The organism is Halomonas garicola, from assembly GCF_055382465.1.
The window spans coordinates 2,505,869-2,529,775 of record NZ_AP043931.1 but is presented as its reverse complement, the minus strand read 5'-3'; the positions used below and the strand labels follow the sequence as shown (position 1 = coordinate 2,529,775).

Below are 23,907 nucleotides of genomic sequence, written 5' to 3'. Positions count from 1 at the left end.
GTCGGGGCTTATCCGCTTATCAAGGAGATACCGCCATGATGCTTCACGTCCCCGAGGTGTTCGACAAGGCCCAGGTGGCCGAATGCCGCGAGCTGTTGCTCCAGGCGCAGTGGCAGGACGGCAAGGCCACCGCCGGCTTTCAGTCGGCCATGGCCAAGGACAACCTGCAGCTGCCCGAAGACTCCGACGTGGCCCGCCACCTGAGCCAGGTCGTCAGCCAGGCGGTGCAGCGCCACCCGCTGTTTATCGCCGGGGCCTTGCCCGAGCGAATTTTTCCGCCGCTGTTCAACTGCTACCAGGGCGGGCAGTCCTTTGGCCTGCACGTGGACAACGCCATGCGCCTGGACCAGAGCCGGGGCGAGTACCTGCGCACGGACCTTTCGGCGACGCTGTTTTTCAGCGAGCCGGATACCTACGAAGGCGGCGAGCTGATCGTCGAGGACACCTACGGCGCCCACAGCGTCAAGCTGCCAGCGGGGGATCTGATCCTCTACCCGGCCTCGAGCCTTCACCGGGTCACGCCGGTGACCCAGGGCGCGCGCCTCGGGGCGTTTTTCTGGATCCAGAGCATGGTGCGCGACGAAGGCCAGCGCAGCCTGCTGTTCGACCTGGACACCTCCATCCAGCAGGTCCATCAGGAACTGGGTGCCGACAGCGCGGCAAGCGTCCAGCTCACCGGCGTCTACCATAACCTGCTGCGCCGCTGGGGGATGTGAGGCGCGACGCATTGATCAGTCGGCGCGGTCGAGCCCCATCTGCCAAAAGTCGATTTCCAGCCGCGTGGCGTCGCGGAAGGTCGTGGTCAGCTGGGCGAAACGCTCGGGCGTCACGTCGGCCAGGCGGGTATCGAGCCAGGCGATTTCGTCGCGCATTGCCCCCTGGAAGGCGTCGCTTTCGTACATCTGCAGCCACTTTTCATAGGGGTTGGCGTCGCCGCGTACGGTGAAGGGCTGCCGGGCCTGCCACTGGGAAATCTCGCCGTAGCCCACCAGGCAAGGAGCGAGGGCCACGTGCATGTCGAGCAGGTCGCCGCGGTTGCCGGTGTCCAGCACGTAGCGGGTGTAGGCCATGGTGGCGCGAGCTTCGGGCAGTGTGGCCAGGTCAGATTCCGGGATACCCCATTCGCGGCAATAGTCGATATGCAGCGCAAGCTCGACGTCGATGATGGTTTTGAGGCCTTCCAGGCTGTGGCGCAGCTCGGCCATGTCGCGGCTCTTGTAGACGGCCAGCGCATAGGCGCGCCCGAAGTGCATCAGAAACAGATAGTCCTGCTTGAGGTAGTGGCGAAACGCCTCGTCTTCCAGGGTGCCGGCGGCCAGCTGGCGCACGAAGTCGTGCTCGATATAGGCGCGCCACTCGTCAGCGCAGGCTGCGGTTAGATCGGTAAAGCGATAGCTCATGATATCTCCGGTCGTTGGGCAAGCTAGCCGCTTCAGCCGCCCTTGGGCGGCCGTTTCATGACGGATTTTTGCTTGCGGTACTCGCCGTGCCTCAGGCGTCGGGGAGGTCGAGTTTATCCTTGACTACGGGCCAGGCGGGTTCGCCGCTGCGGGTGGAGACGCCGTCGAGAAACTCTTTCACCTTGGCCGGGTGGTCTTTCAGCCAGCTCATGGCGACGTCGTCAACGGGGCGGTCTTCAAAGCTCAGCCCGCTGATCATTTCACTCTGCTCGTCGGCGGTGAAGACGATTTGTTCCAGCAGCCGCGTGGCGTTGGGGTTGCTGTCGGCGAATTGCTGGGTCGTCAGGGTGCGCACGTCGCTGCGGCCGCCGTCCGGGCCCCAGGCGTCTTCCGGGTCGTCGAGAAACTCAATGTCGTATTCGATGGTGGCCCAGTGCGGCGTCCAGGCGTAGAAGACGATCCACTCGTTGCGATCCATGGTCGACTTGGCCTGGCTGAACATGCCCGAGGCCGAGGTTTCCGAAAGCTCCCATTCGTCCAGGCAATAGGTGCCGTTTTCCTGCATGTCGGAGAGCAGGTCGCTGGTGCCGGAGCCGACTTCAATGGAATAGATCGTGCCGCCGGCCTTTTCCTGCAGCTCCTTGCTGCACAGATCTTCGCCCGAGGTATAGCCTTCTGCGTGGATGTAGTCGGGCACGACAAAGCCAAGCCGTGCGCCGTCCACGTTGGTGCCCAGGTCGACCAGCGCGTTCTTGCCGCTGGTGGCGGTGTCGTACATGCCCTGCTGGGCGGGCAGCCAGGAGGCCAGGTAGGCATCGAGCTCGTTTTCGCCCAGCGCCTGATAGGCGATGGTGGCGCCCAGCTCTTTTTGCCGTGGCTTATAGCCCAGGGCATCAAACAGCGTGGCGGCAAGTTCGGACTTGACGGTAACGCCGGGCCAGGGAGGTACGGCAAAACGCACGGCGGCGGGTTCTTCGGCGGCGTTGGCGACAAGCGGTGTGGCAAGCAGGGCGGTGCCGAGGGCGCCGGCGGCCAGGCTGGCGTGGAGGGTAAAGCGGCGAGACAAGCGTAAGCGCGATTTCATCCGGGCTCCTTATAGTTGCTGCGACAGGACCGACTCTAGTCCTGCCGGTTGGGAACTGCAACGTAAAGCGGCCCGCCGAGGCGGGCCGCTTCGGGGAGCGCGGCGCTTTTATGCCCTGTGCGGGCTAGCGCGCGGGCTTAGCGCCAGCCGACGCGGTCAAAGATGCGTACGGCTTCGGGGTTGTTTTCCCCCAGGACGCTGACGTTAACATCGTCTTTCTTGAAGTCGCCCCAGGATTCCAGCACCGGATCCTTGTGGATGCTGTCAACCACCGGGAACTCGTTGTTGCCGGAGGCGAAGATTTCCTGGGCGGTGTCGGAGGCGAGGAATTCGAGGAAGCGCACGGCGTTGTCGCGGTTCGGCGAGTTCTCGACGACGCCGGCGCCGCCGACGTTAACGTGGGTGCCGCGGCCGTCCTGGTTGGGGAAGATGATGCCAACCTTGCGCGCTGCTTTGCGCTCGGCGTCGTCGTCCGACTTGAGCAGGCGCACGTAGTAGTAGTGGTTGGCCACGGCCAGGTCGCATTCGCCGCTGGCGACGCCGAGGATCTGGTCGGTGTCACCGCCTTCCGGGTCGCGCGCCATGTTGTCGACGATGCCCTGGGCCCACTCTTCGGCTTCTTCTTCGCCGTGTTCGGCGATCATTGAGGCAAGCAGGGACTGGTTATAGATGTTATTCGACGAGCGGATGCAGATGTCGCCCTCGAAGCGGTCGTCGGCCAGGTCTTCGTAACTTGTGATGTCGCTTGGGTCGACGGCGTCGCGATTGTAGAGGATCGCCCGGGCGCGCTGGCTAAAGCCGAACCACAGGCCGTCCGGGTGGCTCATGGACTCCGGGACGCGCTCGTCGAGCACGTCGGATTCGACGCTCTGGAAGATGCCTTCGTCCTCGGCGCGCCACAGGCGGCCGGCGTCAACGGTGATCATGACGTCGGCGGGGCTTGCCACCCCTTCGCGCTGGATGCGCTCGATGAGCTGGTCGGAATCGCCTTCCAGCACGTTGACGTCAATGCCGGTTTCGTCGGTGAACGCTTCGTAGAGCGTGTCGTCGGAGTCGTAGTGGCGAGCCGAGTAGACGTTGATTTCGTCAGCCAGCGCCGAGGTCGCGAAGGCGCTGCCCGCGACAACGGCAGCCATGGAAGCGGCGAGGCGCGTTGGTTTCATCGTCGAACATCCTTTTAGGTTGAATGATAATAAATTGCATTATAGTTCGCGGCCATTTAACCGGTTTGAAAAGTTGACGTCAAGCGCCTGCGGCCCCGCGCCGTTACCGGTGCGGCAAATCGCATCACGCGCTCGGCCGCACAATGGATGCATTGCGCGGCAGGACAAAATAGAATGCGAATAGCTTTCAGTTATTTTAGCAGCGGTACTGGCACCCGCTGCTCCAACAACGGCGGGATACGATAATGGCAACCATGACGACGCCGACGGCACCCCGGCAAACCACAGAGACCGCCGCGCCGGTCGCGGCGCTTTCGCTCAGCGACGTGCACCACCGCTTTGACCGCCACCCGGTGGTCAAGGGCGTGGAGCTTACCGTGGAGCCCGGCGAGGTGGTTTGCCTGCTGGGGCCTTCGGGCTGCGGCAAGACCACGCTTTTGCGCATTGCCGCAGGCCTTGAGGTGCTGCAGGAAGGGCGCGTGGGCCTGGAAGGCGAGACCGTGGCGGCACCTGGCCGGCGCCACGTGCCGCCGGAAAAGCGCAGCGTCGGCCTGGCGTTTCAGGATTCGGCGCTGTTTCCGCACCTGTCGGTGCTGGAAAACGTCAAGTTCGGCCTCAAGTCGCTGCCTTCGGGCAAGCGCCGGGAGCGGGCCCTGGCGCGTCTGGAGCAGCTGGGCATGGCGGAGTACGCCGACACCTACCCGCACATGCTCTCAGGCGGCCAGCAGCAGCGCGTAGCGCTGGCCCGGGCGCTGGCGCCGGAGCCCCGGCTGATGCTGCTCGACGAGCCGTTTTCCAGCCTGGACGCGCGCCTTCGCGACCAGATCCGCGACGATACCCTGCACGTGCTGAAAAACGTCGGCGCGGCCACGCTGCTGGTCACCCACGACCCCGAAGAAGCCATGTTCATGGCCGACCGCATTGCGCTGATGCGCGACGGTACGATCGTCCAGACCGGCACCCCGCGCGAGCTTTACTGCGCGCCCTGCGATCCGTTCGTGGTGACGTTTTTCGGCGAGGTCAACGAGCTTTACGGCGTGGTGGAAAACGGCGAGGTAAGAACGCCGGTGGGCACCGTGGAAGCGGGCTGGCTGCCCGAAGGCAGCGACGCGATCGTGATGGTGCGCCCGGAGGCGCTGCGCGTAAGCGAAAGCGACGAGTGTGGTAAGGCCCACGCCCATAGCCACGTGGTCATGGCCAAGCTGCTGGGGCGCTCGAGTTTGCTCCACCTTTGCGCCCACGGCCCGGGCGATGAAGAAGCCCACCTCCACGCCCGGGTGCCCGGGGTGTTTCTGCCCGCGGAAGGCCAGCCGGTGGACATTCACCTGGACCTATCCCAGGTCTTCGTCTTTGCCGCTCCCGGGGCGTGAGCGGCGCATCGCCAGGCTCAGGAAAATCACCGGAATAATCCCCACCACGACAATCGCAAGCGAGGCCGTCGAGGCCTCGGCCAGGCGCTCGTCCGAGGCCAGGCTGTGGGCCCGCACGGCTAGGGTATCGAAGTTGAACGGGCGCAGGATGATGGTCGCGGGCAGCTCCTTCATGGCGTCGACGAACACTAGAATGCCCGCGGCCAGCAGGCTCGAGCGCATCATCGGCGTGTGAATGCGCCGCAGAGTGCCGCCGGCAGTTTGCCCCAGGGTGCGCGCGGCGGCGTCCATGCTCGGCGTGACCTTGCCCAGGCTTGCTTCGATGGCGTTGAACGACACGGCGAGAAAGCGCGCCACGTAGGCGTAGATGAGGATAAACGCCGAGCCGCTGAAGATCAGCCCGACGACCGTGCCGTACTGGTCGAGGGTCCAGACGTTGACGGCGTTATCCAGCCAGGCGAACGGAATCAGAATGCCCACCGCGACCACCGAGCCGGGAATCGCGTAGCCCATGGCCGCCACCCGGGAGCTGACCCGGGCAAAGGTCGTGTTGTGGATGCGCACCCCGTAGCTGAGCAGCAGCGCCATGCCCACGGCGAGAATGGCCGCGCCCACGGAAAGCCCCAGGCTGTTGGCGGCAAAGCCGATGAAGCGCGCACCGAACAGCGAATCCCCCTGTTCGATCGCCAGGTTGAGCAGAATGCCGCCGGGCAGCACAAAGCCCACCAGCACCGGCAGGAGGCAGGCCAGTAGGGCGGTGCCGGCGCGCCAGCCGCTCAGGCGGTATTCGGGCAGCTGCTGGTAGCGATTGGTGGTCTGAAAGTAGCGCCGCTTGCCCCGGGACCAGCGCTCAAGCAGCACCAGCATAATCACAAACGCCAGCAGGCAGGCCGCCAGCTGTGCTGCCGCCACCGGCTCGCCGAGGCCGAACCAGGTGCGGTAGATGCCGGTGGTGAAGGTATCCACGCCGAAAAACTGCACCGCGCCAAACTCGTTCAGCGTCTCCATCAGCACCAGCGACACGCCACCCACCAGCGCCGGGCGGGAAAGCGGCACGGCCACGCTCATGAACATGTGCCAGGGGCCGCGCCCCAGAGTGCGGCCGACGTCCAGCACGCACACCGACTGCTCAAGAAACGACGCCCGGGCGAGCAGATAAACGTAGGGGTAGAGCACCAGGGTGATCAGCGTGGCCGCGCCGCCCAGCGAGCGCACGTTGGGGAAATAGTAGTCGCCGTATTCCCAGCCGGTGAGCTCGCGCAGCAGGCTTTGCAGCGGCCCCGCCACCTGGAGAAAATCGGTATAGGCGTAGGCGATGACGTAGGTGGGCACCGCCAGCGGCAGCAGCAGCGCCCACTCGAAAATCCGCTTGCCGGGAAAGCGACACATCACCACCAGCCAGGCGGTGCCGGTGCCGATCACCAGGGTGCCCACGCCCACAAACAGCACCATCCAGAAGGTGTTGGTCAGGTAGCGCGGAAGCACCGTGGACGCCAGGTGCTGCCAGACGTCGCCGGAGGGGAAAAACACGTGGCTGAACACCACGATCACCGGCAGGGCCACCACCAGCGCAATGGCAAAGAGGATAGCTGCCCAGGGGCTGAACCGCGGTTTGACGCCGGCACGCAGCCGGTGAGCGAGGGCGGGCAGCCCGCGACTGGCGGAATGAGACAAGACAAACCCTCCTTTGCGCCTGAGTAAGAGCCGTTGGCAGGCGACAATGCGACAAAATCTCGGTGGCAAATAGTATCATTCGCAGGTAGCCGGCTGCAGCACTGTCAAACAAGACGCGGCGCAGAAGACGCCGCGATAGGAGACGTCATGAGTGATCCCAAGCCGTCGGCCGACGATCGTCGCGGGCTGGCGGCCGTACTGGCCCACGCCGTCCGGCTTAAGCGCCGCCGTGCCCGCCGGCTGGTGTGGCTCGGCGGCGATGCGGCGATCGGCCGCCGCCGGGCGCGTGCCGTTTGGCAGGCGCGCGACTGGCGCGCGCCGCTGTGGGTGGGCGAGCCGGCCTTGGATGACGCCAAGGCGCCCCCGGCGCTTCCGGCGAACAAGGCCCGCACCCGGCTGGGCCAGGAGCACGGGCTGATCGTGGTGGACACCGCCGCGGGCCTGGATCCGGACGCCCTGGGGGCGCTTGGCGGCACGCTCACCGCCGGCGGGCTTTTGCTGCTGATTACCCCGGAAGAGTGGGGCCAATGGCCCGACGCCGACTACCGCCGCATCGCCGACCACCCCCACGCCTGGCAGGCCCTGAGCGCGCACTATCTGGCAAGGCTTGCGCGCCTGTTGGCGCACGACGCCGGCGCGGTTTGCTGGCCGGCGGAGGCCCCCGCGGCCCGGCTGCCCCGGATTTCTGCCGCGGCGGAAACCGTCCCCGCGGCGGACGATTCGGCGTGCCGGACCGCCGACCAGGCCCGGGCGGTGGCCAAACTCACGCGGCTGAAGCGCCGCCGGCCGCTGGTGATCACCGCCGACCGCGGCCGGGGCAAGAGCGCCGCGCTGGGCATCGCCTGCGCCCGACTGCTGGCTCGGGGTGTCGCGCACATCGCCGTCACCGCCCCGCGCCCGGACGCCGCGGCGGCGCTCTTTGCCCACGCCGCCGTTGAGGCGGGCGTTCGCGGCGAGGCGTCCCGGCGGCTGGTCGTGGAAGGCGGCGGCGTGCTCGAATTCATTGCCCCGGACGCCCTGAGCGCGGCGGTGGAGGCGGGCACTCTGGGCGGCGACGGCAGCTACCTGATGGTGGACGAGGCCGCGGCGATTCCTCCGGCCCTGCTGGGCAAATGGCTGGCCGCCTTTCCGCGGCTGGCTTTTGCCACCACCGTGCACGGCTACGAAGGCTCCGGGCGCGGCTTCGCCCTGCGCTTTCGCGCCCGGCTGGATGAGCAAACGCCGGGCTGGCAGGGGCTAACGCTGGAGACCCCGGTGCGCTTTGCCGCCGATGACCCCCTGGAAGCGACCCTCAATCGCCTGCTGCTGTTGAAAGCCGCGCCGCCGGCACCGGAAGACCGCGACGGCGGCGCTGTACGCTGGCTTGAGCGCAGGGCGCTAGCCCGGGACGAGCCGGCGCTGGAGGCGCTTTTTGGCCTGCTAGTGCAGTCCCACTACCGCACCACGCCGGACGACGTGCGCCAGCTCCTCGACGGCCCGGCCACCCGCATCGGCGTGCTGGGCGCGGCGCGCGCCCCCGAGGGCGTGGCGGTGATGCGCGCCGAGGGCGGCTTTGAGACAGCGCTTGCCGAGCAGGTGGCCCGGGGCGAGCGCCGCCCCCAGGGGCATCTGCTCGCCCAGTCGCTCGCCGCTCACGGCGGCAGCCGGGAAGCGCTTACCGCGCGCTGGCAGCGGGTCACGCGCATAGCTGTGCACCCTGACCTCCGCCGCCGGGGCGCGGGGCGCCGGCTGCTGGCCGCGGCGGAGCAGGCGGCCCGGGAAGACGGGGCGGACCTGCTGGGCGCGACCTTTGGCGCCGAGGCCGGCCTGCTGGCGTTTTGGCTCGCCGCCGGGTTTGTCCCGGTGCGCGTGGGCATTTCCCGAGACACCGCCACCGGCGAGTATGCACTGATGATGGCACGCAAGCTGACCCCGCGCGGCGAGGCGGTGCAGGGCGCGCTTAGCCGGCGCTTTGCCCGGGAGCTGCCGGCGCTGCTGGCCTTCGAGCTCGACGGCTTTCCGCCTCAGGCGCTGGCGGCGCTGCTGGCTACGCTGCCGCCGTCGGCGCTGGATGACGAGCAGGAGCAGGCAATTGAAGACGTGGCCGACGCCCGCCGCGACCCGCGCCTGGCGCGCCCGGCGCTGCAGGCGCTGGCCCGGGCCGCTGCCCGCCGGCCGCTGGATGAGGCAGCTCAGGGCGCCTGCGCTGAGCTTGCCGGCTGGGCGTATCAGAACCGGCCCCTGGCCGGCAGCCGCCGGCAGCACACCGAGGCGCTGCGCCGCGCGGCGGCGGTGCTGTGGGAAGCGCTGAAGGCCGACCGGGCAGGATAAACCGGGCGGGCCAGAGCTATTGCAGTTGGCTACCTCCGAGGAGCCGGGGACAGGCCGAAGAGGGGGTATGCCATCTTTCGCCGGCTGGCCCAGGGGAGTAAGGTGTCAGCATCAACGACGAGACGAGCTCCCATGAACGAACATCTTGATGCGCTGGCCCCCACGGCGGTCTGGCGCCACTTTCGCACCCTGTGCAACACGCCCCGGCCCTCCGGCCACGAGGCGGCGCTGGTGGCCAAGCTGGAAGCCTGGGCCGACGATCTGGGCCTCGCCCACGACCGCGACGCCTTCGGCAACCTGCGGATTCAAAAGCCCGCCACTAAAGGGTGCGAAGACGCTCCGGGCGTGATTGTGCAGGGCCACCTGGACATGGTCGCCCAGGCCAACGCCGATCACCCCCACGACTTCACCCGGGACCCCATCAGCACCTACGCGAAAGACGGCTGGCTTCACGCTGACGGCACCACCCTGGGCGCGGACAACGGCCTGGGCGTGGCCGCGGCGCTGGCGCTGCTGGAAAGCGCTGACGTGGCCCACGGGCCGCTGGAGGCGCTGTTCACCCTGGAGGAAGAAACCTCCATGGGCGGGGCGCTCAACCTCGACGAGGGCTGGCTTGAGGGCAGCCTGCTGCTGAACCTGGACAGCGAAGCCCGGGGCGAGGCCTACATCGGCTGCGCCGGCGGCAGCGACGCGGTGGTCGATGCGCGGCTGCCGCAAACGGCGATCGAGCCCCACGAGCGCTGCCTGGATATCGCCCTGACCGGCCTGGCGGGCGGCCACTCGGGGATGGATATTCACCGGCCGCTGGGCAACGCCAACCGCCTGCTGGTGCGGGTGCTGCGCCTGCTGGAGTTTGCCGACGCGCGGCTGGTGAGCTATCAGGGCGGCACCCTGCGCAACGCCATCCCCCGGGAGGCGTTTGCGCGGGTGGCGCTGCCGGCAGACGAAATCGACGCGGTGACGGCCAAGGTGCAAACCCTCGAGGCGACGCTGCGCGGCGAGCTTGGCCGGGCAGACAGCAGCTTCGCCCTGGGCGTCAGGCCCACTGCCACCGCCGACGTGCCCGGCGAGGCGCTCAACCTGGACGCCAGCGCCATGCTGGTGGCGGCGCTCCATGCCGCGCCCTGCGGCGTGGAGCGCATGAGCGCTGAGGTGGAAGGCGTGGTGGAAACCTCCAATAACCTTGGCGTGGTGCAGCTGGAAGGCGGCCGCATTCACCTCTGCGCGCTGGTGCGTTCGCTCCACGACAGCGCCGTCACCGCGATGGTTGACCGCTTTCGCGCGCTGTTCGGGCTGATCGGCGCCCGGGTCAAGGCCGCGCACGGCTATCCGGGCTGGGTGCCCAACGCCAAAAGCCCGCTGCTGGCGACGTTCATCGACTGCCATCAGGAGAGCCTGGGCCGCGAGCCGGCGGTGAAGGTCATCCACGCCGGGCTCGAGTGCGGTATTCTGGGCAGCAAGTACCCGCACCTGGACATGATCTCCTTTGGCCCCACGATTCGCGGCGCCCACTCGCCCGACGAGCGGGTGGATATCGCCTCCGTCGAGGAGTTCTGGACGCTGCTCCAGGCGCTGGTTGAAGCGCTGGGGCAACAGCAGGGCGAGTGACCCCGGCAGGCAAAAAAACGGCACCCCGCGGGGTGCCGTTCGAGGTGCTTAGCGGCCCAGGTAGGCGTTGAGCATCCAGATGGTTTTTTCCTGCTCGCGGATGTACTGGCCGGCCTGGTCGGCGGTGCCTTCGTCGCCCGCGTCTTCGGTTAGCTTGAGCATTTCGCGCTGCAGCTCGATGAGGGTCTGAAAGCCCTGGACGATGCCTTTTACGCAGGCGGGGCCGTCGCTTACGTTCTTGTCTTCGCTGATGCGCGAGAGCTTGATGTAGTCGCTGTAGGCGTGCACCGGCGTGTAGCCAAGCGTCAGAATGCGCTCGGCCACTTCATCGACCTTGGTCAGCAGGTCGTCGTAGAACTCCTCAAACTTCTCGTGCAGCTGGAAGAAATCCTGGCCCTTCACGTTCCAGTGATAGCCGCGCACGTTCATGTAGAAGACCTGGTAGTTGGCGAGCAGCTGGTTGAGTTTTTCGGCCAGCTGTTCGGCGCTGCTCTGCTGCAGACCAATGCTGTTAACGGTACTCATATTGCCTCCTCAAATAATCTGTATGGCCGATAAGCTTTGTATGACATTTGTAAAATATGATGCCCGCCATGACAAGCTATGGCGGGCATCCATACAGACTATTGGTCGCGCAGACCGGTCACCAGGGACCCGCTACAAAGAACCTTCATAAGGGCCGGGCCTTACAGGCGACTGCCCCACAGGCGGGCAACGCTGTCGCAGCGGTCGGTCAGCAGCTCCGCGGTGCGGGCCATGGCGCCTTCCAGAGTGATGGGGCCGTCGGCCAGGGCAAAGGCGGCGGTAACGCCTTCGCTGTGGCAGGCCTGCCAGCCTTCGCCCAGCGCGCCGGCGAGCACGACGACCGGCTTGCCGGCGGCCTTGCCCGCCCGGGAGACGCCGATGGGCGTCTTGCCCGAGAGGCTTTGGCCGTCGAGCTTGCCTTCGCCGGTGATGACCAGGTCGGCCTTTGTAAGCCGCTCGGCCATGCCCGCCTGCTCCATGATCATGTCGATACCGGGCTTGAGCGTCGCGCCCATGAAGGCCCGGGCGGCAAAGCCCATGCCGCCGGCCGCGCCCGCGCCGGCCATGTCGCGGTCGTCCTGGCCAAGCGCTTCGGCGCTTATGTCGGCAAAGTGGCCAAGCGCGGCGTCGAGCGCCTTGACGTCCTCGGGGGAGGCGCCCTTCTGGGGGCCAAACACGGCGCTGGCGCCGTGGCTGCCGAGCAGCGGGTTATCCACGTCCACCGCGGCTTCTACTTGCAGCTGTTTCAGGCGCGGGTCGAGGCCGGAAATATCCAGGGTATCGAGCTTGGCAAGGGCTGCCCCGCCCGGGGCTAGCGCCTTGCCGTCGGCGTCGAGCAGGCGCGCGCCGAGGGCCGCCAGCATGCCGGCGCCGGCGTCGTTGGTGGCGCTGCCACCGAGCAGCAGCAGGGCTTTTTCCGCGCCGGCGTCCAGGGCGGCGCTAAACAGCTCGCCCACGCCGTAGGTGGTGGTGGTGCGGGCGTCGCGCTCGGCCGGGGTGAGCGCCTGCAGGCCGCTGGCCTCGGCAAGCTCAATAAAGGCCGTGCGCTCGTTGGCAAGCCAGCCCCAGGTCGCGGTAGCCGGGCGGCCCAGCGCGTCCTGCACGCTGGCTTCGCGGCGCTCGGCGCCGGTGGCCATGATCAGCGCTTCCAGGCTGCCTTCCCCGCCGTCGGCCAGGGGGCAGGTGTGCGTGTGCGCTTCGGGCAGCGCGCGCTGTATGCCGCGGGCCATGGCATCGGCGGCGTCCTGGGCGCTCAGGGCATCCTTGAAACTGTCGGGGCAGAGCAAAACGTGCATCGTGCCAACTCCTTAGGGGTCATCGGTGGTGGTTGTTATACGAAAGGCCAAGTCGAGTGACAGCGCCGCAGCATAGCAGGCAAGCGCGGCAAGAGAACCCTTTTGCGCCGGTGGCCGCGCCGTTAAAGAGGCAGCGCGGCCCTTTTGGCGCCTTGACGCCGATTATTTTGTCCATCGAGGCGGCAAACGCTGTTAGGCTGACTATACGCCAAGGCGTCTGCCTTGTGCGTTGACAGAATCGGTACCCGAAGTGCCATGAAAAGGCCCCGAACGGTTGAACAAGGAGATAACGATGAAAGCGATAACAACGCGTAACACCGTAATCAAGGCGCTTGCCGCAAGCTTTGCTGCGCTGCTGATGGCCGGCATGCTCAGCGGCTGCAACACCATGGCCGGCATGGGGCAGGACGTGGAAGAGGGCGGCGAAGCCGTGCAGGACGCCGCCCACAGCTAAGCGCGCCGGGCCTGCGGTGGCAGGGGGTCGGGCAGGTGCTAGGCAAAAACGACGGTTTTATTGTCGTGCACGATGACCCGGTCTTCCAGGTGCCAGCGCAGGCCTCTGGCCAGCACGTTCTTTTCCACGTCGCGGCCAAAGCGCACCAGATCCCTGGGCGTGTGGCAGTGGCTGACGCGGTGCACGCCCTGTTCGATGATCGGGCCGGCATCAAGGTCCTGGGTTACGTAGTGGCAGGTCGCGCCGATCAGCTTCACCCCGCGCTCGTAGGCCTGATGATACGGCTTGGCGCCGGCAAAGGACGGCAAAAAGCTGTGGTGGATGTTGATCACGCGTCCGGCATAGCGGGCGCACAGGTCCGGCGGCAGAATCTGCATGTAGCGGGCCAGTACGATGCAGTCGGCGCGCATGTCGTCGATCAGACGCTCGACCTCGGCGAAAGCCGGGGCCTTGTTGTGCGCCTCGACCGGGACGTGATGGAAGGGGATGCCGTGCCATTCGGCGAGCGGGCGCATGTTGGTGTGGTTGGACACCACGCCGACGATCTCGCAGTCCAGCTCGTCATTACTCCAGCGATGCAGCAGATCCGTGAGGCAGTGGTCCTCCTTGCTGACCAGAATCACGACGCGCGGTTTGTTTTGCGAGTCGGTCATGGCCCAGTCCATGTCAAAGGCGTCGGCGATGGGGGCAAAGGCCGCGCTGAACTCGCGATAGGGAACGCCGACGGTGTCGGCGCGCACCTCATAGCGCATGAAGAACTGGCCGGTTTCGAGGTCAGAGTGCTGGCTGGCTTCGGTGATGGAGCCGCCCTGGGCGGCAATAAAGCTGGAGACCCGGGAAACGATGCCGACCCGGTCGGGACAGGAGACGATCAAGCGATAAAAGTGGGACATGAAAGGCCGTTGTAGCGGAATAGCGAGTAAAAAGCGCCGGTCAAGGTCGCGTAACCCAAACCGGCATTGTAGCGAAACGCACCGCGTTGGGCACGGCCCGGATTATCGCAGCAGGATATGTCCGAGGTGCCGGGGACAGGTCGCAGAGGGGTTCTACGCCATGGATGGCGTAGGGTAGCGTCCAGGGACGGATTAATAGCGCCCCTCGCAGACCTGTTGCCGGCTCACCCCGAACGATGGAAGCTACTAACTGCAGTAGCTCTGTCAGCGCGGCAAGTTTGGTAGACGCAGCGGCCGAGCGCTATTGGTAACGGTCTTTCCATGCCTGGCGGCTGATCTGATCCTTGAGCATTTCCAGCGCGTCCACCAGCACCGCTTCGGTGACCTCGGCGCTGCCTTCGTCGACTTTCAGCCAGGCGTCAAAGCCGCTTTCGGCGGTGTCGCTGACCAGCGTGCGGAAGCGGGGGGTGTGAATGCCTCGGGCCAGCTCGTCCACCAGCCGGTGCGCCACGCCGGCAAGCGAGGCCTCAAGGCTCCCGGAGACCGCGCTGCCCATGGGCAGGCGTTCCAGCCGGCGGATTTCCGGGCTTTCCCGCAGGGTGTGGTTGACCATTTCGCTGATATAGCGCCTCACCTCTTCGCGGTTGCCGTCGTAGGCGCGGCCGGCGCTGGCTTCGATGCGCTGGGTGATCTCGCGGATGAGCTGCTCTTTGCGCGGGGCAACCACGCGGTTGATAAGCCCGTCGGCCAGGGTGCTGTCGGCCTTGACCTGCTCCTGGACGTTGCTCAGCAGGCGCACGGCAATGCGGTCGGAGAGCTCCTCGAGCAGGATGTCGTAATACTTGGCGACGAAGCGGTAGGCCTGCCAGCGTTCGATGTGAACCAGCCCCAGGCGGTTCAGGCGGTGTACCAGCGAGATGACGCGCAGCGCCCGCAGCAGGCGAAAGCCGCTGAGCGGAATGCAGCCGAGCACGTCGTACCAGCGCACAAAAGGATAAAAGAACCAGCGATGGTAGCGCCGCTCGGTAATGGCCACTGCCCAGCCGAGCAGCACGTCAACCACAAACAGCGTGACAAAGGCCAGGTCGATCTGGAAAAAGCGCTGGTGAATAACGCGATCATACCAGGCGTGGGCGCCGGGGGCGGCGGCTTCGAGCCCCTCGCTTAGCGGCTCGATCAGATAAAGCGAATCCACCAGCAGCAGCGTCAGGTTGGCGACCACGGCGATGATGATCAGCACGTCCCAGCCCAGGTGGGCAAGCTCAGCGGTGCGCGAGCGCGAATCGCTTCGGGAAAACGGCGGTGTAGCAAACATGGGGGCTCCTCCGGGTGGCATCAGCTGTCCGCCTGATGCTCCTGCTGGGCGCGTCGTTCGGCCTGCTCGGCTTCCTTGCGCAGCTTTTTACGCAGGGCGGCCTTCTCGAAGCGCAGGCGCTGCAGCGGCGTTTCCAGCTCAAGCGGCGGCACCCTGGCCGGTTTGCCGTCGTCGTCCACGGCCACCATGGAAAGATAGCAGCTGTTGGTGTGGCGGATGACCTGTTGGCGGATGTCCTCGGCGACCACCTTGATGCCCACCTCCATGGACGAGCGGCCAACGTGGTTGACGCAGGCCAGAAAGGTGACCAGTTCGCCGACGTGAATGGGCTGCTTGAACAGCACCTGGTCCACGGAGAGCGTGACCACGTAGTGCCCGGAATAGCGGCTGGCGCAGGCGTAGGCGACCTCGTCGAGACGCTTGAGAATGGCGCCGCCGTGGACCTTGCCGCTGAAGTTGGCCATGTCCGGCGTCATCAGCACGGTCATGGAAAGCTCGTGCTGGCCGCTCAGCATCGCTTGGTAGGAGTCCGCATTCTCGGTCATGGCGTGCCTTTATTGGAGGTTGGATAAGTCAAGTGGTTGTACCATAGGGTAATGCTGCCCCGGCGTATAGCGCCGCACCCTTAGCGACGCGTGCGCCAGCGGTTTTGCCGATAGCGCTGATAGTAGACGATCAGGGTGACCGAGCGCACCAGGGTAAATGCCATAAACGCAAGCCATAGCCCGTGGTTGCCCAGCGGCCGGGCCAGCCACCATACCGGCAGGTAGACCGCCAGGCCGATAAAGATGCTGTTGCGCATTTCCTTAACCGCGGTGGTGCCGATGAACACGCCGTCGAGCAGGTAGCTCCACACCGCGATCAGCGGCATGGCCACCATCCACGGCAGGTAGCCGGCGGCGGTAGAGCGCACTTCGGGCAGGCCGGTGAGCAGCGCGATCAGGGCGTTGCCACCCAGCGCAAAGCACAGCGCCGCGGCAAGGGCGGTATACAGCGAGAGGCGCGCGGTGGCGCCCACGGTGGCGGCGAACTCCGACCAGTCCCCGCGGCCGAAGGCGCGCCCGACCAGCGACTCCGCGGCGTGGGCGAAGCCGTCCAGGGCGTAGCTTGTCAGCATGATGAACTGCAGCAGCACGGCGTTGGCGGCGAGCACCGTGTCGCCCTGGCGAGCGCCCTGGGCGGTAAAGAACGCCATGGCGAACAGCAGCCCCAGGGTGCGCACAAAGAGATTGGCGTTGACGCTGAACAGCGCCCGGTAGGCGCCGAGGGCGAGCAGCCGCCGGCGCAAAAACTGCCCCGGCAGATGGCCCAGCTGGCGCAGCACCAGATAGCCGCCAAAGGCGAAGGCCGAGTAGTCGGCGAGCACGCTGGCCCAGGCCACGCCGTTGCTGCTCATGCCCAGCCCCACCACGAACCAGAGGTCGAAGACGATGTTGACCACGTTGGTCAACAGCAGAATCCACAGCGTCACCCGGGCGTTCTGCTGGCCCAGAAACCAGCCCAGAATGGCGTAGTTGGCGAGCACCGCCGGCGCCGACAGCAGGCGAATGTCGGCGTAGGCCTGCGCCAGCGGCGTGGCGCTGGGGCTAGCGTCCAGCAGCCAGAGGCCGAAGCTGACCAGCGGCGAGCCCAGCAGCACCAAAAGCCCGCCGATCGCCGCCGCCATGATCAGCGCCTGGCCCAGCAGGTTTTTGACCGTCTGGCCGTCGTCGCGGCCCACGGCCTGGGCGGTCAGCCCGGTGGTGCCCATGCGCAGAAAGCCAAAGCCCCAGTACAAAAAGCTGAACAGCGTCGCCCCCAAGGTGACCGCCGCCAGGTAGCGCGAGTCCGGCAGATGGCCGACCACGGCGGTATCCACCAGCCCCAGAAGCGGGACGGTGACGTTGGAGAGGATAATCGGCCACGCCAGCGCCCAGATGCGCCGGCGGGCGGGAGCGGAATGCGGGGCAGAGGTGGCAGTCACGATGGCTCCGTCCATGAACAGGGCCGGTAGCATGAGGACGGCCGCGGACAAATGCAACGGCCCCGCCAAAGCGGGGCCGGAACGGCGCGCGGTGCGGCCAGGCTGGCGCTTAGAAGCGGTAGCCGAGGCTTGCCGAGATCAGATCGGTCTCGAAGTCTTCGCCGCCCTCGCTGATGTCGTAGCGCTCGAATTCCGCGCGCATGATGATCCGGTCGACGACGTACTCAACGCCCGCGCCGTAGAAGGGATCATTGCCGTCTTCACTGCCGGATTCGCGTATAGCGTTACCGTAGATATTACCCTGTCCTTTTACGTCACCATCCCAGGCGATCATGCCCAGCTTGCCATAAACGCCAAAGCCGCCTTCGATGGGCAGCTTGCCCACCAGCGCGGCGGTAAAGCCGTCAATCTCCAGCGATGCGTCAGCAAAACCTACGCGGTTACTGGCGCTGGCGGTAAATTCGCCAAAATCCACGTAGCTAGCCTCGACGGCAAAGTAGGGGTTGAACTGGTAGCCGGCAAACAGCTTGTAGGCGGTGTCGCTATCGTCAGTGCTGGCGCCGAGGCGATCAAGGTCATTGAGGGTATCGTTGTCGACCTTGGCGTGGCCGATGCCGGCGCCCAGGTAGGGGCCTTCGTCGGCGCTGTAAACGTGGCTCTGGGCCATGGCGGTGGTGGCCATCAGGGCGGTAACGGCGGTAGCGAGCAGACGCTTCATGAAGGGGCTCCTTGGCACGGTGGAATATCTTCGGGTGTAGTGGGTATGACAGGCACGCACCGGTAGCGGCGCGGCAAGCGCTGCGGAGTATATATTGTATCTAAAAGAATGAAAACGTGAATAAAAGAAACTAAAGGTTACGCTATATTCGCAGGGCGGCAGGCTAAATCCTCGTGCCGGCCTTTCAGGCTGTGCGCAACTCGGTATCATTGTGCCGAGAATCACGACAGCCGGAGGGCAAGGGAGATGAAAACAAGCTATAGGCGTATTCTGCAGAGCCTGGGGCTCGCGCTGATCGTGGCGCTTGCCGCGGGCCAGCCCGCCGTGGCGTTCGACGAGCGCCAGCACGAGGCGCGTTCCAGCCCCAGCGGCGCGGCGATGACGCTTGACGCGCTGGTGGCGCGCCCGCTATTGGCCGTGGCGACGGTGGGCGGTACGGCGGTGTTTCTGGTGTCGCTGCCGTTTACTGCGCTCGGCGGCGGCGTGGACGAAGCCGCCGAGACGCTGGTCAAGACGCCCGCCGAGGCCACTTTCCGCCGCTGTCTGGGGTGCAAAACCAGCCGCCGGGCGAACGAGCGCTAGGGCGCCGTCAGCCGTGGTAGCGCTTTTTTAGCGCTTGGGTCACCCGGGGGTGGACCAGCGGCGAGACGTCGCCGCCGAGCCGGGCGATTTCGCGCACGATGGTCGAGGAAATGTAGGAGTTCTCCACCGCCGGGGTGAGAAACACGCTTTCGAGATCGGGGTTCTGGGCGCGATTCATGTTGGCCAGCTGAAGCTCGTACTCGAAGTCCGAGACGGCGCGCAGCCCGCGCAGGATCACCGTAGCGTTCTGTTCGCGCATCATCTGCGTGAGCAGGCCGGAAAAGCCGATCACCGAGACGTTGGCAAGCGACGCGCAGGCCTCCCGCACCAGGGCGATGCGGGCGTCGAGGCCGAACGCCGGGTCCTTGCCGGAGCTGGCGGCCACGGCGACCACGACGCGATCAAAAAGCCGCGCGCCGCGCTCGATGATGTCAAAGTGGCCGTGGGTGATCGGGTCGAACGTGCCGGGGTATACCGCGGTGGTCATCAGGACTCCTCGCTGTCTTCCTCGTCGAGCCGGCCGAAGGGGTTGTGAGCCTGCAGCGACACCGGCCGGGCGTAGCCCGGGATCTCGATGCGGTCGGCGTGGATGGCAAGCTCCGGGCCTTCGAGCACCGCCTCGCCAAACTGGTAGCGCGGCTGGTAATGGCCCAGGTCGGCCTGGCGCAGGTAGGCGCAAGAGGCTTCGCGCACACTTTCCCGGCGCGCTTTCCAGGCGCTGAGGGCGTCGGCGCCGTGGCGCTTTTCCAGCAGCTTTTCGGTCACCCGAGGGGAGAGCACCACGCCGGTGGCGTTGTTGCCGCCAAAGCCCTTGGCGTTGAGAAAGCTGGCGTCGGCGTCAAGCGCCAGGGGTTCCCGGGAGAAGCGCAGCCGCTCGGCGTAGACGTCGTCGGCTACGGCGTCCAGAGTGGGGATGCCGGGCATCATGCCGTAGGCAAAGCTGCCCAGCGCGCTTACCAGCTGGTCACCGGCGGCAGAGCCCTGGGAGTGGCCGACAAACGCCTTGATCGCGGTGACCGGCCAGTGGGTAATGCCGTGGGCCCGGGCGATTTCGTCGAACACGTGGGACTCGGTGGTGCGGTTTTTCGGCGTGCCGGTGCCGTGGGCGTGGATGAAGCTGCGCTCCCTGAGCGCCGTCTCGCCGAGCATGTCGCGCACCAGCGCGGCCGCCTTGCCCAGGGTGATGTAGTTGCCGATGCCCGGGGCGGAGATCGAGCGCTTGAACCCGTCGGCGTTGACGAACACCTCGGGCACCGAGCCGAGAATCTCGGCGCCTTCTTCCAGCGCCAGGGTGTCGTCCATGAGCATGACGAACTGGCTGGCCTCGGCCATGGTGAAGCCGCAGTTGCGGGCAAAGGGCCGGCAGGCGCGCTGGTAGTCGGCGTCGGTGAGCAGCTCGAGCGCGTCCAGCGCCTTGAGCCCGGCGTCGTCGGCAAGCGCCCCCATGGTGCGAAAGCCCTCGATGACCTCGGGCGTAATGGGGGCGTCGGCGGTGCCCACCATGACCACCCGCCGGCGGCCGGCGCGGATGTCGTCGATCCCCAGGCGCAGGTTGTACAAAAAGCTGGCGCAGGCGCCCAGCGCCGCGCCGGTGCCGCCGACGCTGCCGAGCACGTAGGCGTTGAGAAAGTCGGCGGGCATCTGGCCGTAGCCCAGCGGCATCTGCTTGGAGGTGGCGCGCTGGCCGGTGACCAGGCTTTTTAAAAGCCCGCCCCAGCCTTCGTCGTCCAGCTGGCCGATGGAGTTGCCGGCGTAGACGGCGACCTGGTCGGGGTCGAGCCGGTCGCGCAGGTGCTCCCACTCAAGGCCGCTTGCCTTCAGGCAGTCGCTGGCGCCAAAAATCGCCATGGACAGCCCGCGGGGGTGGTGTACGCTGCGGTAAAGCGCCGCCGGGTCAAAGCCCCTTGGCAGCTGGGCGGCGGCTTTTACCTTGGGCCTGTGGGCATCGGGCAGCAGGGCGTTGAAGTCGCCCTGGGGGACGCTCACCGACACCGTGCGCTGGTCCACTTCGCGCACTTCCCAGTGGGGCGGCAGGTGTTCGGGGAGCTGGCGGCGGCGCAGGGTGAACTCGAGCGGGGCATCAAGGGCCATGTTGGCCAGGCGGTTGGCCGGCAGGCCCGGGGCGCTGAAGGCCGGGTCTTCGTTGCGGCGCACCAGAGTGTGCTCAAGCACCGCCGCGCGCAGCGACTCGGCGTCGGCCGTGCTGCCGGGCTCGACAAGACGCATCAGGGCGGCCAGACCCTGAACGGTTTGGCGTTGCTGGTCGGCGGGCAGCGCATCAAGCACGGTACGGCGGAAGGCCTGATGGCCTGACGTCCTGCCGGCGGGGTTGATGCCGCCCATACCGACGATCACCGGTAAATGTGACAAGCCGGGTTCCTCGTGGTGCGGTAATGAAAAAACGGGTGGCGTGCCCCGCTGTGCGGGTGCCTGAATGATAACAACGTAAGTCTAATAACAACGTAAGTCTAATAACAACGTAAGTCTAAAAGGCTGCTGGGCGTGATCATAGCACCGGCCATGCAACGGCGTCATGCCGCAAGCGGCCAAGGCTGATAGAATCACGCTTTTGCGCCCGGAATACGCCATGCAGCCGCCGTCGTCACTGCCGCCTTTAACGCCGCACTCGTCCCGCCGGATGGTGGTATCCGGTCAGCCCGGCCCCCACCCTGATCTCGCACGCCGGGTGGCGCGGGCGCTGGCAAGCCCGCTGCAAAAGCCCGTGGCCGAGCACACTCGAGCCGCTTTTGCCCGGGCCGAGGCCTGGCGCGAAGCGCAGGGAAGGTCGCTGATCCTGGACGCCGGCTGCGGCGTGGGGCTTTCGACCCGGCGGCTGGCGGCGGCGTTTCCCGATCACGCGGTGATCGGCGTGGACCGCAGCGCCGACCGCCTGAGCCGGGATCACGGCCCGGTGCCGGCGAACGCGCTGCTGGTGCGGGCGGATCTGGTAGATTTCTGGCGGCTCGCCTGGCAGGCCGGCTGGGCCCCGGCGCGGCACTATCTGCTGTACCCCAATCCGTACCCCAAGGCCTCCCAGCTGAAAATGCGCTGGCACGGCCACCCGGTTCTGCCGTGGATCCTGGGGCTGGGCGGGCGTCTTGAGCTTCGCACCAACTGGCGCCTTTACGCCGAGGAGTTCGCCCTGGCGGTGGCGCAGGCCGCCGGTTGCGAGGCGGCGGTAGCGCGCTATGCGCCGGGCGGGGATTCGGGAGTTGCGTATCTGACGCCGTTTGAGGCCAAGTACGCCGAGGGCGGACAGCCCCTTTGGCAACTAACGATCGATCTGGAGCGACAATGGCATTTATTTACCTGATTCTGGCGATCGTGGCCGAAGTCGTCGCCACCAGCGCGCTTAAGTCTTCCGCCGGCTTTACCCGGCTGGGCCCCAGCGTCGTGGTCGTGTTCGGCTACGGGCTGGCGTTTTATCTGCTGAGCCTGGTGCTGCGGACGCTGCCGGTAGGGGTGGCCTACGCCATCTGGGCGGGGCTCGGGATTGTGCTGGTGACCCTGGTGGGCATGATCGCGTTCGGCGAACAGCCGGATGCGCCCGCGATCGCGGGGATTTCGCTGATTGTGGCCGGCGTAGTGGTGCTGCAGGTGTTTTCGACAATGAACGTGCATTAAGGACGAGGTCATGATCCATCGTAGATTGCCGCACGCCGCTTGGGGTCAGCGGCTGGTTATGTTCGCCGCGGCGGTGGCCCTGGCGCTTTACAGCGGCACGGCGGCCCGGGCGAACTTTTCCCGGCTGGGCAAGCTTGCCGACGACGGCTTTGCTATCAGCGCCGAGGCCCGGCTGCTGGACGGCTCCCGGGAAACCCTGGGCAGCCTTAGCCCCCGGCAGGCGCTGTCGCCGGCCTCGGTGACCAAGACCTATACGGCGGCGGCCACGCTTGAGCGCTTCGGCCCCCAGCACCGCTTTACCACGCGGCTGAAAAGCATCGCCGAGGCGGCCCCGGCCGACGGCGTGCTGAACGGCGACCTGTGGTTTGAAGGCGGCGGCGACCCCGGGCTCACCAGCGAGAACCTCTGGCGGCTGGTTCAGCGCCTGCACCAGGCCGGAGTGCGCCAGATCAACGGCGACGTGGTGGTCAGCCAGTGGCGCTTTGGCCCGGTCGAATGCGCAACCACCGACCGCTGCGAGGCGCGCACCCGGGTGGATAACGCCTACAGCGCGCCGCTGTCGTCCGCCGGGGTCAACTTCGGCAGCTGGTGCGTCAACGTGGCCCCGGGAATCGCCCCGGGCGAGCCGGCCCGGGTAACCCACTGCGACGGACCGTCTTCGCTGGTATCGGTGGATAACCAGGTGGTTACCCGGCCCGACGACAGCGGCACCCAGATCAGCGCCGAGCGCGTGACTACCGAGCACGGCGACGTGGTGCACGTCGACGGGCAGATTTCCACCAACGCCTGGCCCCGGGACGAGTACCGCGGCGCCAGCGACGGCGCCGAGCAAACGGCGGATACTCTGGCGGCGATGCTCGAGCGCTTCGGCATCGGCTTTTCCGGCGCGCCCCGGATAACCACGGCCAAACCGCCCGACGCCGCCCAGACCCTCGCCGCGGTGGAGGGCAAGCCGCTGCAGGAGCTGGTGCTGCGCACGCTGAACTATTCCAACAACTACATGGCCGACGTGCTGGCGCTGAACCTGGTTGAAACGCCCGGCGCCGAGCTTGCCGATGCCGGCCGGGCGCTGGAAAGCTACGTCGCGGGGCTTTCCGGCCACGGCGAGGTGACGCTGGAAAGCGGCAGCGGTCTGACCACCGACAACCGCACCACGGCCCACGGCGTCAACGTGATGCTCGAGTCGATGTATCACCAGAGCTCGCTGTTTCCGAGCTTTGTGGCGGCGCTGCAGTCGCCGGAGAACGGCGTGATGCGCTTTATCCGCCGGGGGCCGGAAAGCTTCCAGCACAACGTCATGCTCAAGACCGGTACGCTCAACGAGCCGTACGCGGTGCGCGCCATGGCGGGGTACTTCCGTACCGCCGGCGGGCGCTGGGGCGTGTTCAGCGTGCTGGTCAACGGCAATCGCTCCACGCCCTACCTGAACTGGACCAAGGTGCTGGAGCCTCTCTCGGCGGATCTGGCCGGCATGATCGATACTCACTAGGCGGGTCGTTAACCAATGCATAAGGAACCAGGGCATGAGGAACCAGGATGAAGCCTGAGCGTACGGGTCTCACCCATTTGCTGCATTCCACGCGCTACTCGTTCAACGGGCTGATCGCGGCGTTTCGTCACGAAACGGCGTTTCGCCAGGAAGTGGCCCTGAGCGTGGTGCTCGTGCCCCTGGCGGTGTGGCTGGGGCAGAGCGTGACCCAGGTGCTCCTGCTGATCGGCAGCTGCGTGCTGGTGATGATCGCCGAGCTTCTGAACAGCGCGGTGGAGAACGTAGTGGACCGCATCGGCACCGAGCATCACGAGCTTTCCGGCCGCGCCAAGGACATCGGCTCGGCGGCGGTGATGCTGGCGCTGGCCTACGCCGCGCTGACCTGGGGGCTTATGCTCTGGCTGCGCTTCTGGGGTTGATCAATCCCGCGACGGAGCCAG

Annotated in this window: 23 protein-coding genes; 10 read left to right on the top strand and 13 right to left on the bottom strand. The window is 66.6% G+C overall.

Features of this window, described 5'->3' with window-relative positions; all coding sequences use genetic code 11:
- The first annotated feature begins 35 nt into the window (after positions 1 to 35).
- Positions 36 to 716, top strand: coding sequence for a Fe2+-dependent dioxygenase (locus tag ACZ46Y_RS12170; protein ID WP_311952438.1), 681 nt, complete (start codon positions 36 to 38; stop codon positions 714 to 716).
- Positions 717 to 731: 15 nt separating this feature from the next.
- Here the strand turns inward: ACZ46Y_RS12170 and tenA are convergent, their stop codons facing one another.
- The 3 genes from tenA to ACZ46Y_RS12155 all read right to left on the bottom strand — a co-directional run bounded on the left by tenA (position 732) and on the right by ACZ46Y_RS12155 (position 3,647).
- Complete coding sequence (tenA, locus tag ACZ46Y_RS12165) at positions 732 to 1,400, bottom strand: thiaminase II (protein WP_311952436.1); 669 nt, start codon at positions 1,398 to 1,400, stop codon at positions 732 to 734.
- 91 nt (positions 1,401 to 1,491) lie between these two features.
- On the bottom strand, positions 1,492 to 2,484 hold the full coding sequence (locus tag ACZ46Y_RS12160; protein ID WP_311952433.1) for a glycine betaine ABC transporter substrate-binding protein: 993 nt from the start codon (positions 2,482 to 2,484) through the stop codon (positions 1,492 to 1,494).
- A 137-nt stretch (positions 2,485 to 2,621) separates the two neighbouring features.
- The gene (locus ACZ46Y_RS12155; protein WP_311952430.1) at positions 2,622 to 3,647 is read right to left on the bottom strand and encodes a Fe(3+) ABC transporter substrate-binding protein; all 1,026 of its coding nucleotides are present in this window, start codon (positions 3,645 to 3,647) and stop codon (positions 2,622 to 2,624) included.
- 254 nt (positions 3,648 to 3,901) lie between these two features.
- Here ACZ46Y_RS12155 and ACZ46Y_RS12150 point away from each other — a divergent pair, with 254 nt between their 5' ends.
- Complete coding sequence (locus ACZ46Y_RS12150; RefSeq protein ID WP_311952557.1) at positions 3,902 to 5,017, top strand: ABC transporter ATP-binding protein; 1,116 nt, start codon at positions 3,902 to 3,904, stop codon at positions 5,015 to 5,017.
- Here the strand turns inward: ACZ46Y_RS12150 and ACZ46Y_RS12145 are convergent.
- Positions 4,979 to 6,691 carry an ABC transporter permease gene (locus tag ACZ46Y_RS12145; RefSeq protein ID WP_376717564.1) on the bottom strand — a complete coding sequence of 571 codons (1,713 nt, stop codon included), beginning with the start codon at positions 6,689 to 6,691 and terminating at the stop codon, positions 4,979 to 4,981. The two genes, ACZ46Y_RS12150 and ACZ46Y_RS12145, sit on opposite strands and share 39 nt — an antisense overlap.
- 147 nt (positions 6,692 to 6,838) lie before the next feature.
- On the opposite strand from ACZ46Y_RS12145, the gene ACZ46Y_RS12140 reads away from it, so the two are divergent.
- Both ACZ46Y_RS12140 and pepD read left to right on the top strand, forming a co-directional pair.
- A complete protein-coding gene (locus tag ACZ46Y_RS12140) occupies positions 6,839 to 9,001 on the top strand; it encodes a GNAT family N-acetyltransferase (RefSeq protein ID WP_311952427.1) in 2,163 nt (720 codons plus the stop codon).
- A 132-nt stretch (positions 9,002 to 9,133) separates the two neighbouring features.
- The gene (gene pepD, locus ACZ46Y_RS12135) at positions 9,134 to 10,609 is read left to right on the top strand and encodes a beta-Ala-His dipeptidase (protein WP_311952423.1); all 1,476 of its coding nucleotides are present in this window, start codon (positions 9,134 to 9,136) and stop codon (positions 10,607 to 10,609) included.
- A 48-nt stretch (positions 10,610 to 10,657) separates the two neighbouring features.
- On the opposite strand, the gene ACZ46Y_RS12130 is transcribed toward pepD, so the two are convergent.
- Both ACZ46Y_RS12130 and ACZ46Y_RS12125 read right to left on the bottom strand, forming a co-directional pair.
- The gene (locus tag ACZ46Y_RS12130) at positions 10,658 to 11,134 is read right to left on the bottom strand and encodes a Dps family protein (protein WP_311952420.1); all 477 of its coding nucleotides are present in this window, start codon (positions 11,132 to 11,134) and stop codon (positions 10,658 to 10,660) included.
- 161 nt (positions 11,135 to 11,295) lie between these two features.
- Positions 11,296 to 12,429, bottom strand: a complete 1,134-nt coding sequence (locus ACZ46Y_RS12125; protein WP_311952417.1) for a glycerate kinase — start codon at positions 12,427 to 12,429, stop codon at positions 11,296 to 11,298.
- A gap of 292 nt (positions 12,430 to 12,721) precedes the next feature.
- Here ACZ46Y_RS12125 and ACZ46Y_RS12120 point away from each other — a divergent pair, with 292 nt between their 5' ends.
- Positions 12,722 to 12,883, top strand: a complete 162-nt coding sequence (locus ACZ46Y_RS12120; RefSeq protein ID WP_311952414.1) for an entericidin A/B family lipoprotein — start codon at positions 12,722 to 12,724, stop codon at positions 12,881 to 12,883.
- A 38-nt stretch (positions 12,884 to 12,921) separates the two neighbouring features.
- Here the strand turns inward: ACZ46Y_RS12120 and purU are convergent, their stop codons facing one another.
- The 5 genes from purU to ACZ46Y_RS12095 all read right to left on the bottom strand — a co-directional run bounded on the left by purU (position 12,922) and on the right by ACZ46Y_RS12095 (position 17,772).
- Positions 12,922 to 13,776 (bottom strand): formyltetrahydrofolate deformylase, encoded by an 855-nt coding sequence (gene purU, locus ACZ46Y_RS12115; RefSeq protein WP_311952411.1) that lies wholly within the window; start codon positions 13,774 to 13,776, stop codon positions 12,922 to 12,924.
- 301 nt (positions 13,777 to 14,077) lie between these two features.
- Positions 14,078 to 15,091, bottom strand: coding sequence for an ion transporter (locus tag ACZ46Y_RS12110; protein ID WP_311952408.1), 1,014 nt, complete (start codon positions 15,089 to 15,091; stop codon positions 14,078 to 14,080).
- A gap of 20 nt (positions 15,092 to 15,111) precedes the next feature.
- Complete coding sequence (locus ACZ46Y_RS12105) at positions 15,112 to 15,636, bottom strand: acyl-CoA thioesterase (protein WP_311952405.1); 525 nt, start codon at positions 15,634 to 15,636, stop codon at positions 15,112 to 15,114.
- Positions 15,637 to 15,716: 80 nt separating this feature from the next.
- Positions 15,717 to 17,054 carry an MATE family efflux transporter gene (locus tag ACZ46Y_RS12100; protein WP_311952403.1) on the bottom strand — a complete coding sequence of 446 codons (1,338 nt, stop codon included), beginning with the start codon at positions 17,052 to 17,054 and terminating at the stop codon, positions 15,717 to 15,719.
- Between the two features lie 109 nt (positions 17,055 to 17,163).
- A complete protein-coding gene (locus ACZ46Y_RS12095) occupies positions 17,164 to 17,772 on the bottom strand; it encodes a porin family protein (RefSeq protein WP_311952400.1) in 609 nt (202 codons plus the stop codon).
- Between the two features lie 246 nt (positions 17,773 to 18,018).
- Between ACZ46Y_RS12095 and ACZ46Y_RS12090 the strand changes: the two genes are divergently transcribed.
- A complete protein-coding gene (locus tag ACZ46Y_RS12090; RefSeq protein WP_311952397.1) occupies positions 18,019 to 18,354 on the top strand; it encodes a hypothetical protein in 336 nt (111 codons plus the stop codon).
- Positions 18,355 to 18,361: 7 nt separating this feature from the next.
- Here the strand turns inward: ACZ46Y_RS12090 and coaD are convergent, their stop codons facing one another.
- Both coaD and ACZ46Y_RS12080 read right to left on the bottom strand, forming a co-directional pair.
- Positions 18,362 to 18,841: a pantetheine-phosphate adenylyltransferase gene (gene coaD / locus ACZ46Y_RS12085; RefSeq protein ID WP_311952393.1), complete on the bottom strand. Its 480-nt coding sequence runs from the start codon at positions 18,839 to 18,841 to the stop codon at positions 18,362 to 18,364.
- Positions 18,841 to 20,697 (bottom strand): beta-ketoacyl synthase, encoded by a 1,857-nt coding sequence (locus ACZ46Y_RS12080; protein ID WP_311952551.1) that lies wholly within the window; start codon positions 20,695 to 20,697, stop codon positions 18,841 to 18,843. Before ACZ46Y_RS12080 ends, coaD begins: the two co-directional genes overlap by 1 nt.
- A gap of 244 nt (positions 20,698 to 20,941) precedes the next feature.
- On the opposite strand from ACZ46Y_RS12080, the gene trmB reads away from it, so the two are divergent.
- Genes trmB through ACZ46Y_RS12060 form a run of 4 tightly spaced genes read left to right on the top strand, consistent with a single transcriptional unit; the run spans position 20,942 to position 23,886 of the window.
- Complete coding sequence (trmB, locus tag ACZ46Y_RS12075) at positions 20,942 to 21,667, top strand: tRNA (guanine(46)-N(7))-methyltransferase TrmB (RefSeq protein ID WP_311952547.1); 726 nt, start codon at positions 20,942 to 20,944, stop codon at positions 21,665 to 21,667.
- Positions 21,649 to 21,978, top strand: coding sequence for a DMT family transporter (locus ACZ46Y_RS12070; protein ID WP_311952389.1), 330 nt, complete (start codon positions 21,649 to 21,651; stop codon positions 21,976 to 21,978). The genes trmB and ACZ46Y_RS12070 overlap by 19 nt, the downstream gene beginning before the upstream one ends.
- 10 nt (positions 21,979 to 21,988) lie before the next feature.
- Positions 21,989 to 23,467 (top strand): D-alanyl-D-alanine carboxypeptidase/D-alanyl-D-alanine endopeptidase, encoded by a 1,479-nt coding sequence (dacB, locus tag ACZ46Y_RS12065; RefSeq protein ID WP_376717563.1) that lies wholly within the window; start codon positions 21,989 to 21,991, stop codon positions 23,465 to 23,467.
- Between the two features lie 47 nt (positions 23,468 to 23,514).
- Complete coding sequence (locus tag ACZ46Y_RS12060; RefSeq protein ID WP_311952385.1) at positions 23,515 to 23,886, top strand: diacylglycerol kinase; 372 nt, start codon at positions 23,515 to 23,517, stop codon at positions 23,884 to 23,886.
- Positions 23,887 to 23,907: the final 21 nt, after the last annotated feature.

Bases quoted from the DNA above. Each gene is read 5' to 3' on its own strand.
- ACZ46Y_RS12170 (WP_311952438.1), top strand. From the start codon at position 36: ATGATGCTTCACGTCCCCGAGGTGTTCGACAAGGCCCAGGTGGCCGAA.
- tenA (WP_311952436.1), bottom strand. From the start codon at position 1,400: ATGAGCTATCGCTTTACCGATCTAACCGCAGCCTGCGCTGACGAGTGG.
- ACZ46Y_RS12160 (WP_311952433.1), bottom strand. From the start codon at position 2,484: ATGAAATCGCGCTTACGCTTGTCTCGCCGCTTTACCCTCCACGCCAGC.
- ACZ46Y_RS12155 (WP_311952430.1), bottom strand. From the start codon at position 3,647: ATGAAACCAACGCGCCTCGCCGCTTCCATGGCTGCCGTTGTCGCGGGC.
- ACZ46Y_RS12150 (WP_311952557.1), top strand. From the start codon at position 3,902: ATGACGACGCCGACGGCACCCCGGCAAACCACAGAGACCGCCGCGCCG.
- ACZ46Y_RS12140 (WP_311952427.1), top strand. From the start codon at position 6,839: ATGAGTGATCCCAAGCCGTCGGCCGACGATCGTCGCGGGCTGGCGGCC.
- pepD (WP_311952423.1), top strand. From the start codon at position 9,134: ATGAACGAACATCTTGATGCGCTGGCCCCCACGGCGGTCTGGCGCCAC.
- ACZ46Y_RS12130 (WP_311952420.1), bottom strand. From the start codon at position 11,134: ATGAGTACCGTTAACAGCATTGGTCTGCAGCAGAGCAGCGCCGAACAG.
- ACZ46Y_RS12125 (WP_311952417.1), bottom strand. From the start codon at position 12,429: ATGCACGTTTTGCTCTGCCCCGACAGTTTCAAGGATGCCCTGAGCGCC.
- ACZ46Y_RS12120 (WP_311952414.1), top strand. From the start codon at position 12,722: ATGAAAGCGATAACAACGCGTAACACCGTAATCAAGGCGCTTGCCGCA.
- purU (WP_311952411.1), bottom strand. From the start codon at position 13,776: ATGTCCCACTTTTATCGCTTGATCGTCTCCTGTCCCGACCGGGTCGGC.
- ACZ46Y_RS12110 (WP_311952408.1), bottom strand. From the start codon at position 15,091: ATGTTTGCTACACCGCCGTTTTCCCGAAGCGATTCGCGCTCGCGCACC.
- ACZ46Y_RS12105 (WP_311952405.1), bottom strand. From the start codon at position 15,636: ATGACCGAGAATGCGGACTCCTACCAAGCGATGCTGAGCGGCCAGCAC.
- ACZ46Y_RS12095 (WP_311952400.1), bottom strand. From the start codon at position 17,772: ATGAAGCGTCTGCTCGCTACCGCCGTTACCGCCCTGATGGCCACCACC.
- ACZ46Y_RS12090 (WP_311952397.1), top strand. From the start codon at position 18,019: ATGAAAACAAGCTATAGGCGTATTCTGCAGAGCCTGGGGCTCGCGCTG.
- coaD (WP_311952393.1), bottom strand. From the start codon at position 18,841: ATGACCACCGCGGTATACCCCGGCACGTTCGACCCGATCACCCACGGC.
- ACZ46Y_RS12080 (WP_311952551.1), bottom strand. From the start codon at position 20,697: ATGGGCGGCATCAACCCCGCCGGCAGGACGTCAGGCCATCAGGCCTTC.
- trmB (WP_311952547.1), top strand. From the start codon at position 20,942: ATGCAGCCGCCGTCGTCACTGCCGCCTTTAACGCCGCACTCGTCCCGC.
- ACZ46Y_RS12070 (WP_311952389.1), top strand. From the start codon at position 21,649: ATGGCATTTATTTACCTGATTCTGGCGATCGTGGCCGAAGTCGTCGCC.
- dacB (WP_376717563.1), top strand. From the start codon at position 21,989: ATGATCCATCGTAGATTGCCGCACGCCGCTTGGGGTCAGCGGCTGGTT.
- ACZ46Y_RS12060 (WP_311952385.1), top strand. From the start codon at position 23,515: ATGAAGCCTGAGCGTACGGGTCTCACCCATTTGCTGCATTCCACGCGC.